This is a genomic window from Frigoribacterium sp. CFBP 8759, from assembly GCF_014841655.1.
Taxonomy (GTDB): Bacteria; Actinomycetota; Actinomycetes; order Actinomycetales; family Microbacteriaceae; genus Frigoribacterium.
Genome location: NZ_JACYUH010000003.1, coordinates 177,098 through 192,153 on the forward strand (window position 1 = coordinate 177,098; position 15,056 = coordinate 192,153).

The following is a 15,056-nucleotide window of genomic DNA, read 5'->3' on the forward strand; positions in this document are numbered from 1 at the left end:
CGGGGGAGGAAGGAGGCGCGGGCGGGGCGGGCGGGACGCCTCGGCGGGGTACGGCGCTCAGCTTGGCCGCCGACGGCGCTCCTCCTGTACTGCTGGGAGCATGAACGACTCCCGCTCCCTGCCCTACCCCCTCGGCGTGACGCCCCTGCCCGACGGCGGCGCCCACGTCGCGGTGTACTCCGAGACCGCCGACCACGTCTGGTTCTGCCTGTTCGACGACGAGGCCGACGGAGGCACCGAGCGCCGCTTCGAGCTGACGAACCGCACCGGCCACGTCTTCCACGCCGTGGTCGAGGAGGCGCGGGTCGGCTCCCGCTACGGCCTCCGTGTCGCAGGCCCCTGGAACCCGGCCGCCGGCCTCCGCCACAACGAGCACAAGCTGCTGCTCGACCCGTACGCGACGGCCCTCGACGGCACGTTCGACTGGGGTCAGGCCGTCTTCGGGCACGACATGGACGAGCCCGAGACGATGGACGAGTCCGACTCCGCCGCGGCCATGCCCCGCAACCTCATCGCCGACCGCGACTTCGACTGGGGCGACGACCAGCGTCCGCTCACGCCGATGGAGGACACGGTCGTCTACGAGGTGCACGTCAAGGGCTTCACGCAGACGCACCCCGACGTCCCCGAGGACATCCGGGGCACCTACGCCGGCATGGGGCACCCCGCCGCGATCAAGCACCTCACCGACCTGGGCGTCACCGCCGTCGAGCTGCTGCCGACGCACCAGTTCGTGCAGGACAGCCACCTCGAGGAGAAGGGCCTCCGCAACTACTGGGGCTACAACTCGATCGGCTTCTTCGCCCCGCACGACGAGTACGCCTCGAAGGCCGCGGGCACGGCCGGCGGCCAGGTCGCCGAGTTCAAGCAGATGGTCAAGGACCTCCACGCCGCCGGCCTCGAGGTGTGGATGGACGTCGTCTACAACCACACGGCCGAGGGCAACCACATGGGCCCGACGATCTCGTTCAAGGGCATCGACAACGCCGCCTACTACCGACTGGTCGAGGGCGACGAGGGCAACTACTTCGACACGACCGGCACCGGCAACAGCCTGAACGTCAGCCATCCGGCGGCGCTCGGTCTGATCATGGACAGCCTGCGCTACTGGGTCACCGAGATGCACGTCGACGGCTTCCGCTTCGACCTCGCCACGACGCTCACCCGTCAGGGCGGCGAGGCCAGCGAGCACAGCGCGTTCCTCACGCTGATCCACCAGGACCCGGTGCTGCAGAGCGTCAAGATGATCGCCGAGCCCTGGGACACCGCCGGCTACCAGGTCGGCGGCTTCCCGGCCGACTGGTCGGAGTGGAACGGCAAGTTCCGCGACGACGTGCGCGAGTTCTGGAACGGCGAGCCCGGCGTCCTCTCGACGTTCTCGGACCGCGTGCTCGGCAGCCCCGACGTCTACGAGGGCGACCGCCGCTCGCCGTTGTCGAGCGTCAACTTCGTCACCGCGCACGACGGCTTCACCCTCGCCGACCTGACGAGCTACGCCGAGAAGCACAACGAGGAGAACGGCGAGGACAGCCAGGACGGCGAGAGCGACAACAAGTCGTTCAACGGCGGCGCCGAGGGCCCGACCGACGACCCCGCGGTCAACGAGTACCGCGACCGCCAGCGTCGCAACTTCCTCGGCACGCTGCTGCTCAGCGCGGGCGTGCCGATGATCCTCGGCGGCGACGAGATCGCCCGCAGCCAGGGCGGCAACAACAACGCCTACTGCCAGGACAGCGAGATCTCGTGGTTCGACTGGGAGCGCGCCGACCGCGACCTGCTCGCCTTCACGACCGAGCTGATCACGCTGCGTCGCGAGAACCCGGCGCTGCGGCCCGACTGGTTCCGTTACGCGCCCGAGGTCGAGAGCGATGACCACGTGCAGGTCCGCCGTGCCGACGACCACTCGTTCTCGAGTGGTGACTGGCAGCAGGGCGAGAACAAGGCGATCACCTTCGTGCTGACCCACAAGGACGCCGACGCGTTCGCCTACCTCGTCAACGGTTCGACGGCGGTCGTCGAGTTCAACGTGCCCGACGCGCCCCACGGCGAGTGGGAGCTCGCCGCGTCGAGCGACCCCGGCCAGCAGGTCGAGGGCGCCGTCACGACGCTGCTCGTGCGCGACGCGAGCTTCACGCTGCTGCGGAGCCGCGCCTCCTAGGCGGAGGGGCGAGCGCAGGAGGCGCGGTGCCGGTCCTCGGGATCGGCACCGCGCCTCCTGCGTCCCCCGGGAATGCGAAAGACCGCCGCCCCGAGGGGACGGCGGTCGTCGTGTGGGTCGGCCGGGGCCGAACGGGGATCAGGCGGTGGCGAGCTGCTGCGCCTCGGGGGCGAAGAAGTCGGCGTAGCTCGGTCCCGGCGTGATGTCGACGACGGTGCCGCAGACGACGGGCCCGGGGTCGACCGGCGACCGGTGGGCTCGACCGGCGGGTCGACGCTTGGGGTAGACCTCGATGCGAGCGGCGGGCACCCGCTGGTCGGCGGCGTAGTGGCCGGTCACGTCGACGGAGCGACGGACGTGCGCCACGAGCTGGTCGTGGCTGAGGCGGGCGAGGTCGGCGGCGCTCATGCCGCGGCCTCGGCCAGGAGGAGTGCGCTGATGTCGATCGGCTCGGTGGGAGCCAGGTCGTGCGCGAGGGGGTGGTGCCCGGAGGCGTGGACGATGTTCATGTGTTCAGCTCATCTCTGCGGCCCTGCGACCGCGTGCGGAACGGGGTGATGCGGGTCGCGTCGCCGTGAATCGACGCGTTCCCGACTCTCGCAGGTCACCGGGTGATCGCCACCATCGCCCGACACATCGTTCGCAAGGTGGACATCTGTTCGAACGGCGGGGGCTCAGGTGCGACGGGCCCAGAGCGCCTCGACCAGCGACGTCGTCAGCTCGTGGTCGATCGCGAACGGCCGGCCGTCGAGGTCCGACACGGGAGCGATCTGACGTCCGCTGGACAGCAGCCACAGGGCGTCCGCCTCGTGCACGCGGGTGAGCGGCAGCAGCTCGTACGCGGTCTCGTGGCCGAGGTCCGCCAGGGCGTCGAACACGGCCGCCTGCGTCGTGCCCTCGAGGATGCCCTGGTCGGTGCGCGGGGTGACGAAGCGGTCGCCGAAACGCGCGACGAGCGAGGCCGACGGCCCCTCGAGCGCGTACCCGTCGCTGCTGACGAAGAGGACGTCGTCGGCGCCCCGGCGGGCGGCCTCGCGCAGCACGCTCTTGTTCACGGCGTACGAGAGGGTCTTGGCGCCCTGCAGCAGCCACGGCGAGGTGGTCGCGACGTCGTGCCGGTAGCCGCGGTCGAGCGCCACGACGCGGATGCCGTCGCGGCGTTCGACGGCGTGGTCCTCGTAGACCTCGGTCCGGGCCCACGCGGTCGGCTCGCTGTCGGGCACGCCCTCGAGGCCGCGCGTCACGATGAGCTTGGTCAACGCGAACGGGACGGGCGCGTGGGCGGCGGCCGAGGCGAGCACCGCCTCGCGGATCAGGTCGAGGTCGAGCACGGGCAGGTCGAGCAGGGCCGCCGACCGCGCCAGGCGGTTCAGGTGCGGCTCGAGCGCCTGCACGGCTCCGTCGACGACGCCGAACGCCTCGAAGATGCCGTCGCCGCGGGTCACGCCCAGGTCGACGACGTTCACCGTCGGCTCCGCCGCGTCGGCGAGGTGCCACCCGGGACCGTCGCCTCGGGCGCCGGCCCGGGCCCGGTCGATCACCACGAGCACGGGGGCAGGAGGCGCGGTGTCGGTCGTGGGGGAGGCGTCTGCGGCGAGGTCGGTCACGCCCTCGACCGTACCTCGGGCGCGGGTTTTCGCTTTGTGGACAGGCTGTGGAGAATCACTCGTCGTCGAGAGGTTAGACGTTCACGGGATCTCGATCGGCCCGATGGGTGCTCGGAAGTGCGCATCGGGCACCCGCTCGTCACGGTGACTAGTGCGTCTAGCTAATTCCGGGCGCTGAACAGGCGTTTTCCTGGCAGGGTCCTCTTTGCCCGCCCAGACTGCAGCGGTACCGTGAGCGAGCCCGCCCACGGTGGGCGCGTGGTGCCCGGTGGGCCGGGAGCTTCTTCACGGGGCGGCCCGCCCGGCACCACACCACACACGTAGGACCACCCGCGCCACGGCGCGCACGTCGAAGGGCCGCACCGTCGAGACGGTGCGGCCCTTCGTGGTCGGTCCCGGAGGCGTCAGCCGCGGGGCCGGGGCGGCCCGGGCTTCGGGTGCGACGGCGCGGCGCCGTCACCCGAGGGCGCGTCGGCGGGATCGGGCTCACCGGGCTTGGGGTGACCGGGGATCGAGTCGCCCGAGAGGTTGAGGTCGTCGGGGTCGACCTCGATGTCGCCGCCGTCGTCCGGCCCGCCCTCACCGGGCAGGGCCTGGACCGCGTCCAGGTCGGTGTCGGAGTCCACGGCGGGGGAGTCCTCCGTCGCCGACCGCTGCATCTCGGCGGTGGTCGCCTCGCTCCGCGGGAAGTCCGCGGTCGGGTCGTCGGCGTCGCGACGGTCCGGTGCGGTCTCGGCGGTGCCTGCGTAGCCGACGCCGTCCGTGGCCGTCGTGGCGTCGCCCGTGGTGGTGCCGGTCTTCGTGTCCTGCTCGTCTTCGTGCATGCGGGCACGGTACGCCGTGGGGGTGCGTGCCGCATGTGCGCCGGGGCAGACTGTGGCGATGACGACCCTCACCTGCCGCGCGATCGTGTTCGACATGGACGGCACGCTCGTCGACTCGACCGCCCTGGTCGAACGCATCTGGGGCGACTTCGCGGCCGAACACCAGCTCGACGTCGTCGAGTTGCTGGCGTTCGCGCACGGCCGGCAGACCCACGACACCGTCACGCGGTTCCTGCCCCGGCTGCCCGAGGACGAGGCACGGTTCCTCAGCGACGGGCTGCAGGCGGTCGAGGCCGGCACCCGGGACGGGACCGTCGAGATCCCGGGCGCCGCCGCCTTCGTGGCGAGCCTGCCGGGTGACCGGGTGGCCCTCGTGACGAGCGCGAACCACGAGCTGGCGCGGTCGAGGATGGCCGAGGCGGGCGTGCCCTGGCCCTCGGTCGTGCTGGCGTCCGAGCAGGTGGCGGTGGGCAAGCCGGCCCCGGACGGTTACCTGCTGGCTGCCGAGCTGCTCGGCGTCGACCCAGGCGAGGTCGTCGTCTTCGAGGACGCCGCGGCGGGGCTCGAGGCCGCCCGCGCCTCCGGAGCCTCGGTCGTGGTCGTGGGCGACCACGACGGGCCGGCCGCCGACGGGCTGCCGCGCGTCGCCGGGTACGAGGACGTGTCGGTGACCGTGCGGGCCGACGGGCTGCTCGAGCTCACGCTGCCGTAGGGCCTGGAGCTCGCGCGGGCTGGCAGGTGGCACGGGCGCGCGGCTCGCGCGAGCGCGGGCGCGGGCCCGGCCTCGCGGTTCGAGCTGGGGCCCGCCGCTCAGCCGTGCAGCGGGTGCGACCCCTCGTGGTTGGTCCGGTGGGCGAGGGCGTGGGCGAACTCGCGCAGGGTCTCGTCCGAGGTGTGACGGGGCGTCCAACCGAGGACGTCCCGGGCCTTCTCGGTCGACATGACCGGGATCTTGGCCGCGATGTCGAGCCAGCCCGGCTCGGTCGGCTGCAGGCGGGCCAGCCAGGTGAGCTGGACGACGGCGCGCAACAGGCGGTAGGGCACGGGCAGCAGGCGGGAGCCGAAGGCCCGGGCGATGCGGTCGGGGTCGACCACGGGTTCGGCGGCGAGGTTGAAGGCCCCACCGGCGCGGCGGTCGATGGCCCGCCAGAACGCGTCCGCGACGTCGCTCGCGTGCACGACCTGCGACACGAAGCGCGGGGCGAGCGGGATGAACGGGGGGCGCACGCGCTGCATCCAGCGGGTGGGCACCCAGCGACCGGCGAAGAGTCCGACGATCTCGCTCGCCGCGGAGGCCTGGAACACGAGGCCCGGGCGCATGCGGGTCAGCGTGACCTCGGGGTGCTGCTCGACGAAGGCGTCCATGACGCGCTCGTTGATCGACTTGTGCTTCGAGTAGCTGGAGCGGCGGACGCCCTTGGTCTTGTAGGTCTCGTCGACGCGTCGACCCTTGGGGCCCCGCGAGTAGGCGCCGACCGACGACGCGACGAGCACGTGCGGCACGCCGGCCCGGGCGGCGGCGTCGAGGACGTGCGAGGTGCCGAGCACGTTCGTGCGGTACATGACGGCCTTGCGGTGGCTCGGCTGCAGGGCCCAGCCGAGGTGCACGACGGCGTCGGCCCCGGCGAACGCCCGCTCGAGGGCCACGGATGAGTCGTCGGCCCCGACGTCGATCGAGAACCAGGTCACCTCGCCGTACGGCGGCGTCGCCATGCGCGGCCCCCGGCGGGCGACGCCGACGAGGGAGGTCACCTCGGGTTCGGCCTGCAGACGGGTGAGCAGGGCGGTGCCCAGGTTGCCCGTGGCTCCGACGACGACCACGCGCATGGGGGTCTCACTTTCACGACTCGACGATCGGCCAGGCGCCGACCCCGGGTGGGCGGCAGGCCTGTCCCGAGCCTACGCGCGGCCCCTGGGCGACGGTCCGGCCTCGGCGGCGATGCGGGCGACGGCGGCCTCGTCGAGCACGAAGACCTCGTCGCCGTGGCGCGGGTCGTGCGCGCGCACGACGGTCGAGCGCACCGACCCGTCGGCCGCCACCTCGACCACCGCGAAGCCCGAGCCGCGCACGGCCCGCTCCGTGCCGACGGTCGCCAGCACGTCCGTGTCGTTCGCCACCCCGGGCGCGACCACCACGGGGACGCCCGCGAGGTGGCCGACGACGTGGTGGTGGTAGTGCCCGGCGAGGACGACGCGGACGTCCGACGCCTCGAGGACCGCGGCCAGCGCCTCCGGGTCCTGCAGGGCGAGCGACTCGTGCAGGGTCGTCGGCGCCGCGATCGGCGGGTGGTGCAGCACGAGCACGGTGCCCCGCTCGGCGGGCGTCGCGAGCTCGTCGCGCAACCAGGCGAGCTGCTCGGGTCGCAGCAGTCCGTAGCCGGCCCCGGGCACGGACGTGTCGAGCCCGACCACCCGCCAGCCGTCGACGTCGCGCACGAGGTCGAGCGGCCTCGCCGGGTCGCCGCCGAGCACCTCGGCGAAGGGCTCGCGCACGTCGTGGTTGCCCGGCACGAGCACCACCTCGGCACCGGCCGCTCGGGCCCAGGCGTCGGTGCGTTCGAGGAGGTGCCGGTAGGAGGCGCGGGTCCCGTCGTCCGACAGGTCACCCGACCCCACCAGCAGTCGCACCCCCTCGACCCGCGCGGCCTCCGCCAGCACGAGGTCGAGGGCCTCGGTCGTGTCGACGACACCCTGGTGCAGGGCTCCGTCGGCGAGCAGGTGGGCGTCGCTGAGGTGGACGATGCGGAGGGCTCCGGGCGGCAGGGCGTGCATGCCGCGACGCTACCGGGTGCGGGGCGGCGCGTGCGCGTGGCCCGGGGTGCCGGGGCCGCTCGGGCGGCTCGGGCGGTCGGGTCGCACCACGCACGTGGCGTCGAACCACGCACGGGGGTGGTTCGACGCCGCAACCGTGGTGCGACCTCGCGTGCGGCGGGAGGGCTCAGCCGCGGAACTGGTCGGCGGGGGCGAGGCGGCCGTGCACGCGGCGCCCGAGCTCGGCGAACATGTCGGTGACGGTCGCCCAGTCCTCGTGGGTCGGGGAGGTCGGTTCGACGAACAGGCCGTAGAACCGTCGCCCGCTGTTGAGCGACTCGACCAGGACGGTCTCGGAGCGGTCGAAGAACTGCGTCCCGTCGTGCTTGAGGGCGGACGCCCGGACGGGTTCGCCGGTCAGGGTGCTGAAGCCGGCCGACGCCAGGGCCCGTGCGGTCCTGCGCCGGGACAGTCGGGGGAGGACGGGACCGGCCTCCCCCGCGCTCAGCACCGCGCGCACGTGCGCGAACACGAGCTCTTGCTCGTGGACGGGGTGCGAGGTGGAGGTCGGCGAGTTCGTCACGGCATCACCGTGGCAGGTCGTGGCCCGGAGTGCGACGCCCAGTGCGGGGGCGGCCCCTTGGGGTGCGACCCGGACTGGGGAGCCGACCGGGCGTGCCCGGCGTCCGCCCACGGTGTAGCTCGGTCCGGCAGGCGTGTCCGAGAGGGGGCCCGGGGACGGGGCGCCGGGGCGTGCCGGAGAATGGCCCGATGCTTCCTGCTGCTCCCGCCGCCGGCTCCGGCCGCGACCTCGACGACTCGGCCCGGTGCCCCTGCCTCAGCGGCGAGACCTACGGATCGTGCTGCGGGCCGCTGCACCGGGGCACGACGCCCGCCCCGACGGCGGAACGGTTGATGCGCTCGCGGTACTCGGCGTTCGTGCTCGCCCGCGCCTCCTACCTGCTCGAGACGTGGCACCCGACGACGCGGCCCGCGACGCTCGAGGTCGATCCGGGCACGCGCTGGTTCCGGCTCGACGTCGTGCGGACGCAGGCGGGCGGACCGTTCGACGACGAGGGGACGGTGGAGTTCGAGGCGCACTTCCGCGACGACGACGGCGTGGGGACGCAGCACGAGGTCAGCCGGTTCGCCCGGGTCGACCGGCGGTGGCTCTACGTCGACGGGATCTCGGGCTGACCAGAGGCGCTCCGAGCACGCTCGGGCCTTGCCGGGGCCGGCAGGGCGGAGGCGAGACGTCGGCATCGGGCGTCACGAAGAGGACGGCGGGTCCGTCGGGCCCGGCATCCTCTCCGTGACGCCGCCGGGCCGCAGGGAGAGCTTCACGGGCAGGGACCCACGGTCCGGACGACACCGATGCAGGGCTCGCGCCCTCCATCTCGACGAACGCTAGGCCGCACGAGATGGTGCGGTTCAGACGTGGACGCTCCTCACAGGCAGGGCGTCGAGACGCGTGTTTCGGGGGACAGGACGCGCGCGGGTCGCATCCGTCACGGGGCGCGGCGTGCGAGGGCGACCGCCTCGAGTGCCCGGACCACCTCGCCGACGGCCCGCTGCGCCCGGACGACGCCGACCGGGCCGCCGAGCACCGACAGGACCGGCTCGTGCACGACCCGCACCACGAGGCGTCCCCGGTCGTCCACGAACCACTGCACGCCGAGGGTCAGCAACTGCGCCCGCCCGGCGAAGGCGCGCAGCGCGAGGGTGGAGGCCAGCGTGCCCCGGACGGCCCGGGTGCTGCCGTCCGACACCAGCGACAGGGTGAAGCCGTGATCGATCAGGGTCTGCTCGACGAGGTGTCGCGACTCGTCGTGTGCGCCCTCGAGGAAGACGTCGTGCGTGCTCGCCACCGGACGGGTGCGGCGGTCAGCGCAGCGGCGCGAGCATCTCGAGCTCGCGCGCGGTGGGGTCGAGGGCGTAGGGGTTCGTGTGTCCGGTCGGTTCGTACCCGCGTCGACGGTAGAACGCGATGGCCCGCTCGTTCTGCTCGTGGACGTGCAGGCGCAGGGTGTCGCCCTCGGTCGCGGCCCACGTCTCGACGCCGTCGAGCAGCAGGTCGGTGACCCCGGCCGAGCGCCCCCGATGGCTCGGGGCGACGTACACGCCGACCAGCAGGGGCTGCCCCGCCGACTGCAGGAAGCCGCCCATGGCGCCGACCCAGTCGCCCGTCCCGTCGTCGATCGCGACCAGCGAGGTGCCGTGCTCGGCCTCGCCCCGGGCCCCGCGCATCCGCCACTCGGCCTCGGCGTGACGACGGGCGACGGCGAGCGTCTCGCCGTAGGCGATCGGCGTGTCCGCGAGCATCGCGAGGCGCAGGTCGCGGACGCGCTGCCAGTCGTCGGCGGTCGTGCGGCGGACGGTCACGGGTCGTGCGGGCATGCCGCCACCCTGCCACACGGGCGGGACGCGGCGGGTGCAGGAGGCGCGGGTCGCGTCCCGACGCCGGGTCGGGCCCCGGGGTCGTCACGTCAGGAGGCGCGGGTCGCGTCCCGACGCGGACCCGCGCCCCGGGGTCGTCGCGTCAGGAGGCGCGGTGCGGCCCTCAGCCGACCCGCGCCACGGGGGCGGGGCCGAGGCGCTGCTCGGGGCGGGCCGGTGAGATCAGCGTCGCGCGCCTCCCGCGGTCGTCCGGCTCGGTGTCGACGCCGAGCACCTGCAGGCGCTCGGGCGTCCGCGCGCGGAGCGCCGCCGTCCAGGCGCAGACCAGTGCGTCGAGCAGGTCCTCGCGGTGTTTGTAGGCGCGGTCGACCAGCGGCGAGGGCTCCTCGAGCAGCGCCGCGGACACCGGGTGCGAGTCGAGGCGCAACGGCACCTCGGCCCGGGCCAGCCCGCCCAGCCGACGCAGCAGCTCGTCGCAGGCCGCCGCGCGGGCCTCGCGCCGCGCCTCCTTGGGCAGGGTGAGGTCGGGTCGCTTGTAGCGGGGACGCTTGTCGTCGTAGGCGAGCTCGGTCATGCCGACGAGCGTCGTGTACGGGTAGCACTCGAAGTGCCCCACCGCGTCGGCCGCCACCGGCACGACGCCGTCGTCGTAGACGCCGCCGGCACGCTCGAGGCGCTCGCCGAGGGTGCGCCCGCCGAGCCAGGGCAGGGAGGCGCTGCTCGCGTTGGCCGACACGTGCCAGCGACCATAGGCCCGCGCCACGAGGCGTTCGCTCGCCCGCATGCCCGTGGCGTTCGGCACGAGCACGGGGGCGTCGACCGCGACGACCGAGCCGGGCGTCGACCAGCGACGGACCCAGGCCTCGACCTCGTCGACGCCGCGCGCCCAGCCGGCGTCGAGCACCGTGCCGTCGGCGTCGATCACGGCCAGGCCGGTCTCGTTCGCGGGGCGCTCGGGCGTCGAGTCGCGCCAGGCGAGGTCGACGCCGAGGTAGCGGGGCCGGGGTGTGGTCACCGCTCGACCGTACTCGCGGCCGATACTGTCCCCATGCCCACGAGCAGCACCCGCACCAGCGGCGGCACGAGCACCCGCACCCCCGCCGACCTGCGTCGCTGGCGGCGTTACCTCGCCGACGAGCGCGCCGAGGAGTCGACCTACCGCGACCTCGCCCGCCGCCGGGACGGCGAGGAGCGCGCGATCCTGGTCGCCCTGGCCGACGCCGAGGGCCGCCACGCACAGCACTGGGTGGACCTGCTCGGCGCCGACGTCGGGCGTCCGGCCCGCACCGACCTGCGCACCCGCGTGCTCGGGGTGCTCGCCCGGCGCTTCGGCTCGATCTTCGTGCTGGCCCTCGTGCAGAGCGCGGAGGCACGGTCGCCCTACGCGACCGACGCCGACGCCACCGACGCGATGGCCGCCGACGAACGCATCCACGGCGAGGTCGTGCGCGGCCTGGCCGAGCGCGGACGCAACCGCCTGTCGGGGTCGTTCCGCGCGGCCGTGTTCGGGGCGAACGACGGTCTGGTCAGCAACCTGGCGCTCGTGCTCGGCATCAGTGCCTCGGGTGTCGCGAACCACGTGGTGCTGCTGACCGGGCTGTCGGGCCTGCTCGCCGGGGCGTTGTCGATGGGTGCGGGCGAGTACGTCTCGGTGCGGTCGCAGCGCGAGCTGCTCGACGCCTCCACCCCCGACCCGACGGCGCGACACGTGCTGCCCGACCTCGACGTCGACGCGAACGAGCTGGCGCTCGTCTACCGGGCACGGGGCATGTCGCCCGACGAGGCCGAGACCCACGCGCGTGAGGTGCTCGCGGGCGCGGGGCGAGGGGCCTCGTCGCCGAGCGCGCCTCCTGCGGGGGCCGCGCCGGGCGCCGCCACGGCCGGCTGGGCGGACGCCCCGGACCAGGAGGCGCGCTCGGCCGACGAGCCCGCCACCCACGAGACCCTCGGCACGGCCTTCGGCGCTGCCGCCTCGAGCTTCTGCTTCTTCGCGTCCGGGGCCGTGATCGCCGTGCTGCCCTACCTGTTCGGGCTGTCCGGGCTCGTGGCGGTCGTCGTGGCGTCGGCGCTGGTCGGCGTCGCGCTGCTCGGCACGGGCGCCGTCGTCGGGTTGCTGTCGGGGGCGAGCCCGGTCAGGCGGGCGCTGCGCCAGCTCGGCATCGGGTTCGGGGCGGCCGCCGTGACCTACCTGCTGGGGCTGTTGTTCGGGACCGGCGCCGCGGGCTGAGCCGATCGGGCCACGTGCGCGTCAGGCCTTGCGGTCGAGCTTCCAGGCGATCCAGCACGTGACGAGGACGACGCCCGCCGCGGCGAGGCGCGCGCCCATCAGCACCCCTTGGCCGGTCGAGGTCGTGAGGCTCATGTCGGAGCCGATGCCGATGCTCCAGATCGCGCCCGACAGGGTGAGGCAGACGACCAAGGCGAGGCCGAGCACCACCGAGGTGGCCCCGTGCGACCGGGGGCCCACGTCGTCGCGGCCGCGAGGGTCACGTGAGAGGCGGGCGGCGGCGATGCGGACGAGGCCGAGCCAGAGCAGGGCCACGGCGCAGGCACCGACGACGTCGCTGCAGCGATGCCAGCCGAAGGCGACGGTCTGCTCGGCGACGACGGCTGCGAACGCCGCACCGACCATGTAGAACAGGGGCCGGGCGTGCCGGCCGAACGTGGTCATGATCGCCAGGACGGCGGCGACGGCGACCGTGACGTGCCCGCTGGGGAAGCTGTTGCCGTAGAGCTCGCCCGTCAGCTCGGGACGGGGCGCGAGCTGCTTGAGTACCTGGGTGGTGACCGTGGCGCCGATGATCAGCACGCCCGCCTGGACGGCCGACCCGGGCCGGCGGCGGAGGAACGCCACCACCATCGTGAGGGCGACGACCAGCAGCACGGCCGGGGGAGAGATGGCGTCGAGCGCGACCCCGGACTGCAACAACGTGGTGCCGTCGACCGAGCGGAGGATGCTGTCCTCGATCGACTGGCCGGTCTCGGTGAGGACCGCGATCGTGTAGACGCCCGCCAGCACGACGAGCGAGGCCGACGACGCGACCACCCAACGACCCGTGACCCGTCGACGGACGGCAGGCGTCGTCGAGAGGGTCGGGTGAGCAGTCACCGGACGAGCTAACTACACGTCGCCTGGAAACAGGCTCGGTCCGACCTGCCGATGCGCCGGGGTCGCCCCGACTCACAGCGAGGGTGCAGGTGGCCGGCCGCCGGTCGGGCCCCGACGCTCCATCAGCCGCCAGTGACCGCCGGTGAGCGGGGCGAGCGTGACGGTCGTGTAGACCACGGCGACGATGCCGAACGCGACCGTCAGCCCGATCGTGTCGGCCGCGACCCCGCCGAGCAGGGCGCCGGTCGGGATGCCGGCCCAGGCTCCCGCGGTGACCAGTCCGAAGACCCGCCCGCGGAGGTGCTCGGGGGTGCGCTCGAGCTGCACCGTGCCGAGGATCGGGTTGAGGGCGCCGGCGGCGAGACCCGAGAGCGCGGTCGCGGCGACCAGCACCGGCAGCGGGGCGCCGAGGGCGAACGCCAGGCTCGACGGCCCGCCGGCGAGGGTGAAGCAGGCGACGAAGGTGAGGCGGCGCGGCACCCGGTGGGCGACGAAACCGAAGGCGACGTTGCCGGCGAGGGCGCACCCGCCCATGGTGGCGACGAGTAGTCCCAGGGTGGCCGCGCCTCCGAGTCGGTCGTTCGCGTAGAGGGGCAGCAGGGTCGACCCGCGTGCGGCGTCGAGCAGGTTCGTGACCAGCACGAGCGCGACGATCAGCCGCATCAGCGGGTCGCGGACGACGAAGCGGGCGCCCTCGACGAGGTCGGACCGGTAGGAGGCGCGGGTCGGCTCGGGCTGGTCGCCCGGCTCGTCCGCGCTCGGGGCTAGGCCGTCGGTCGGTGCCACGGTGGTCGCCGACTCGCCGTGTGCCCCGCCTGGACCGGACGCCGGGACGAGTGCCCCGGTCAGGGCCGCCGAGACGGCGAAGGTGGCGGCGTTGACGAACAGGGACGCGACCGGTCCGACGGCGGCGACGAGGAGCCCGGCGATCGACGCCCCGATCAGCTTGGCGAAGCGCTCGGACCCGTCGAGGAGCCCCACGCTGCGTTCGATGCGGACTCCGGCCCGCTCGGTCAGCGCGGGCAGCATCACCCGGCGCGCCGTCTGTCCGGGGCTGTCGAGCAGGCCGCCGACGAAGACGAGCGCGAGCAGGGCCCAGAACGGCAGCCCGACGGTGAGCGCGAGCACGGGCATCGCGAGGACGGAGGCGCCACTCACGAGGTCGGCGACGATCGCGGCCCGCCGGTGCCCGACCCGGTCGACGACGACGCCCCCGAGCGGGCCGCCGATGATCACCGGAGCCGTCGCGAACGCCGCCGCGAGCCCGACCTCGGCCCCCGACCCGCCGAGACCCAGGACGTAGAAGGGCACGGCGAAGGCCGTGACGACGTTGCCCGTCTGTGAGATCGCGTGGGCCGCGACGAGGGACGACAGGGCTACCCGGTCGGTGCGCCCGGTGCGCCCGGTGCGGACGGTGTGACCCGTGCGCCCGCCGCGGGGCCGGGCCGGACGACCGCCGCGAGTGGCGCTGTCGGTGCCCCGCGCCTCCTCGGCCGGCGTGCTCTCGCTCACGACGCGCCTCAGGGGCGGCGGTAGGCCTGGTAGACGAGCACGACCGGCGCGGCGCCGTCGTCGGCCGCCGGGTCGTGGGCGGCGCTGACGTCGAGCCAGCGGTCGACGACGCCCTCGAGGTCGCGGCGCAGGGCGGCGAGCTCGGTCGTGGTGAGGCGCAGGCTGCGGTCGCCGCTCGCCCCGGCCGCGACCCACTCGCGAGGCAGGGTGGGCATCGCGTCGACGTACTCGCCGAAGCGGGCGGCGTAGGCCTGGCCGATCGACTTCTGCAGCGCGGATGAGGCGACGAGGCGGTCGGGGTCGTCGAGCAACTCGGCGGGCTCCCAACTGGTGAGCTGCGCGGTGGCCTGCCACCAGCGCTCGCGCCGGTCGGTGGTCTGCGGCTCGGCCGCCTCGATCAGGTCGATCGAGGCGAGTTTCGAGAGGTGGTAGCTGATCGTCCCCGGGGCCTCGTCGACGGCGTCGCCGAGCTGGGCGGCCGTCTGCGCACCGCGTTCGCGCAGCAGACCGAGGAGGCGCAACCGGGTCGGATGGGCGAGAACGCGCATCGAGGCGGCGTCGGTGAGGGTGCTGCGGGAGGTCTCTCGGGGGGACATGGAGTCGACGATAGGTGCACAAGAGCTGTTGCGCAAGAGTCGTTGTGCTTATCGACGAGGGCGTGGGCGGGCCGACCAACCGTTCGAGCCGTGAGTGTGGTG

Annotated in this window: 16 protein-coding genes; 4 read left to right on the top strand and 12 right to left on the bottom strand. The window is 74.1% G+C overall.

Annotation, left to right across the window (positions count from 1 at the left end; all coding sequences use genetic code 11):
- Positions 1–100: 100 nt before the first annotated feature.
- Complete coding sequence (gene glgX / locus IFT79_RS10925; protein ID WP_192124178.1) at positions 101–2,158, top strand: glycogen debranching protein GlgX; 2,058 nt, start codon at positions 101–103, stop codon at positions 2,156–2,158.
- A 138-nt stretch (positions 2,159–2,296) separates the two neighbouring features.
- On the opposite strand, the gene IFT79_RS10930 is transcribed toward glgX, so the two are convergent.
- From IFT79_RS10930 to IFT79_RS10940, 3 genes are all read right to left on the bottom strand, one after another.
- The gene (locus IFT79_RS10930) at positions 2,297–2,566 is read right to left on the bottom strand and encodes a hypothetical protein (protein ID WP_173151877.1); all 270 of its coding nucleotides are present in this window, start codon (positions 2,564–2,566) and stop codon (positions 2,297–2,299) included.
- Between the two features lie 266 nt (positions 2,567–2,832).
- Positions 2,833–3,765 carry an aminodeoxychorismate lyase gene (locus tag IFT79_RS10935; RefSeq protein ID WP_342211826.1) on the bottom strand — a complete coding sequence of 311 codons (933 nt, stop codon included), beginning with the start codon at positions 3,763–3,765 and terminating at the stop codon, positions 2,833–2,835.
- A gap of 404 nt (positions 3,766–4,169) precedes the next feature.
- Complete coding sequence (locus tag IFT79_RS10940; RefSeq protein ID WP_148053722.1) at positions 4,170–4,589, bottom strand: hypothetical protein; 420 nt, start codon at positions 4,587–4,589, stop codon at positions 4,170–4,172.
- A 58-nt stretch (positions 4,590–4,647) separates the two neighbouring features.
- Between IFT79_RS10940 and IFT79_RS10945 the strand changes: the two genes are divergently transcribed.
- Positions 4,648–5,301 (top strand): HAD-IA family hydrolase, encoded by a 654-nt coding sequence (locus IFT79_RS10945; RefSeq protein WP_192124179.1) that lies wholly within the window; start codon positions 4,648–4,650, stop codon positions 5,299–5,301.
- A gap of 98 nt (positions 5,302–5,399) precedes the next feature.
- Here the strand turns inward: IFT79_RS10945 and IFT79_RS10950 are convergent, their stop codons facing one another.
- The 3 genes from IFT79_RS10950 to IFT79_RS10960 all read right to left on the bottom strand — a co-directional run bounded on the left by IFT79_RS10950 (position 5,400) and on the right by IFT79_RS10960 (position 7,923).
- Positions 5,400–6,416, bottom strand: a complete 1,017-nt coding sequence (locus tag IFT79_RS10950) for an NAD-dependent epimerase/dehydratase family protein (protein ID WP_192124180.1) — start codon at positions 6,414–6,416, stop codon at positions 5,400–5,402.
- Positions 6,417–6,488: 72 nt separating this feature from the next.
- The gene (locus IFT79_RS10955; RefSeq protein ID WP_192124182.1) at positions 6,489–7,361 is read right to left on the bottom strand and encodes a metallophosphoesterase; all 873 of its coding nucleotides are present in this window, start codon (positions 7,359–7,361) and stop codon (positions 6,489–6,491) included.
- Between the two features lie 166 nt (positions 7,362–7,527).
- The gene (locus IFT79_RS10960) at positions 7,528–7,923 is read right to left on the bottom strand and encodes a hypothetical protein (protein ID WP_056047249.1); all 396 of its coding nucleotides are present in this window, start codon (positions 7,921–7,923) and stop codon (positions 7,528–7,530) included.
- 188 nt (positions 7,924–8,111) lie between these two features.
- Between IFT79_RS10960 and IFT79_RS10965 the strand changes: the two genes are divergently transcribed.
- Complete coding sequence (locus tag IFT79_RS10965; RefSeq protein WP_192124184.1) at positions 8,112–8,537, top strand: YchJ family protein; 426 nt, start codon at positions 8,112–8,114, stop codon at positions 8,535–8,537.
- A gap of 311 nt (positions 8,538–8,848) precedes the next feature.
- Here the strand turns inward: IFT79_RS10965 and IFT79_RS10970 are convergent, their stop codons facing one another.
- The 3 genes from IFT79_RS10970 to IFT79_RS10980 form a co-directional block, all read right to left on the bottom strand.
- Positions 8,849–9,208, bottom strand: a complete 360-nt coding sequence (locus IFT79_RS10970) for a hypothetical protein (protein ID WP_123571936.1) — start codon at positions 9,206–9,208, stop codon at positions 8,849–8,851.
- Positions 9,209–9,224: 16 nt separating this feature from the next.
- Complete coding sequence (locus IFT79_RS10975; protein WP_123572007.1) at positions 9,225–9,737, bottom strand: GNAT family N-acetyltransferase; 513 nt, start codon at positions 9,735–9,737, stop codon at positions 9,225–9,227.
- Positions 9,738–9,900: 163 nt separating this feature from the next.
- Positions 9,901–10,752, bottom strand: coding sequence for a DUF429 domain-containing protein (locus IFT79_RS10980; RefSeq protein WP_056047240.1), 852 nt, complete (start codon positions 10,750–10,752; stop codon positions 9,901–9,903).
- A 33-nt stretch (positions 10,753–10,785) separates the two neighbouring features.
- Between IFT79_RS10980 and IFT79_RS10985 the strand changes: the two genes are divergently transcribed.
- A complete protein-coding gene (locus tag IFT79_RS10985) occupies positions 10,786–11,964 on the top strand; it encodes a VIT1/CCC1 transporter family protein (protein ID WP_192124186.1) in 1,179 nt (392 codons plus the stop codon).
- Between the two features lie 21 nt (positions 11,965–11,985).
- On the opposite strand, the gene IFT79_RS10990 is transcribed toward IFT79_RS10985, so the two are convergent.
- From IFT79_RS10990 to IFT79_RS11000, 3 genes are all read right to left on the bottom strand, one after another.
- Positions 11,986–12,846 (bottom strand): phosphatase PAP2 family protein, encoded by an 861-nt coding sequence (locus IFT79_RS10990; protein WP_148053721.1) that lies wholly within the window; start codon positions 12,844–12,846, stop codon positions 11,986–11,988.
- A 72-nt stretch (positions 12,847–12,918) separates the two neighbouring features.
- Entirely contained in the window at positions 12,919–14,358 is a 1,440-nt protein-coding gene (locus IFT79_RS10995; protein WP_342211827.1) for an MFS transporter, read from the bottom strand.
- A gap of 8 nt (positions 14,359–14,366) precedes the next feature.
- Entirely contained in the window at positions 14,367–14,954 is a 588-nt protein-coding gene (locus IFT79_RS11000; RefSeq protein WP_192124188.1) for a helix-turn-helix domain-containing protein, read from the bottom strand.
- Between the last annotated feature and the right edge of the window lie 102 nt (positions 14,955–15,056).

Excerpts from the sequence above, each read along its gene's own strand:
- glgX (WP_192124178.1), top strand. The coding sequence starts at position 101 with ATGAACGACTCCCGCTCCCTGCCCTACCCCCTCGGCGTGACGCCCCTG.
- IFT79_RS10930 (WP_173151877.1), bottom strand. The coding sequence starts at position 2,566 with ATGAGCGCCGCCGACCTCGCCCGCCTCAGCCACGACCAGCTCGTGGCG.
- IFT79_RS10940 (WP_148053722.1), bottom strand. The coding sequence starts at position 4,589 with ATGCACGAAGACGAGCAGGACACGAAGACCGGCACCACCACGGGCGAC.
- IFT79_RS10945 (WP_192124179.1), top strand. The coding sequence starts at position 4,648 with ATGACGACCCTCACCTGCCGCGCGATCGTGTTCGACATGGACGGCACG.
- IFT79_RS10950 (WP_192124180.1), bottom strand. The coding sequence starts at position 6,416 with ATGCGCGTGGTCGTCGTCGGAGCCACGGGCAACCTGGGCACCGCCCTG.
- IFT79_RS10955 (WP_192124182.1), bottom strand. The coding sequence starts at position 7,361 with ATGCACGCCCTGCCGCCCGGAGCCCTCCGCATCGTCCACCTCAGCGAC.
- IFT79_RS10965 (WP_192124184.1), top strand. The coding sequence starts at position 8,112 with ATGCTTCCTGCTGCTCCCGCCGCCGGCTCCGGCCGCGACCTCGACGAC.
- IFT79_RS10975 (WP_123572007.1), bottom strand. The coding sequence starts at position 9,737 with ATGCCCGCACGACCCGTGACCGTCCGCCGCACGACCGCCGACGACTGG.
- IFT79_RS10985 (WP_192124186.1), top strand. The coding sequence starts at position 10,786 with ATGCCCACGAGCAGCACCCGCACCAGCGGCGGCACGAGCACCCGCACC.
- IFT79_RS11000 (WP_192124188.1), bottom strand. The coding sequence starts at position 14,954 with ATGTCCCCCCGAGAGACCTCCCGCAGCACCCTCACCGACGCCGCCTCG.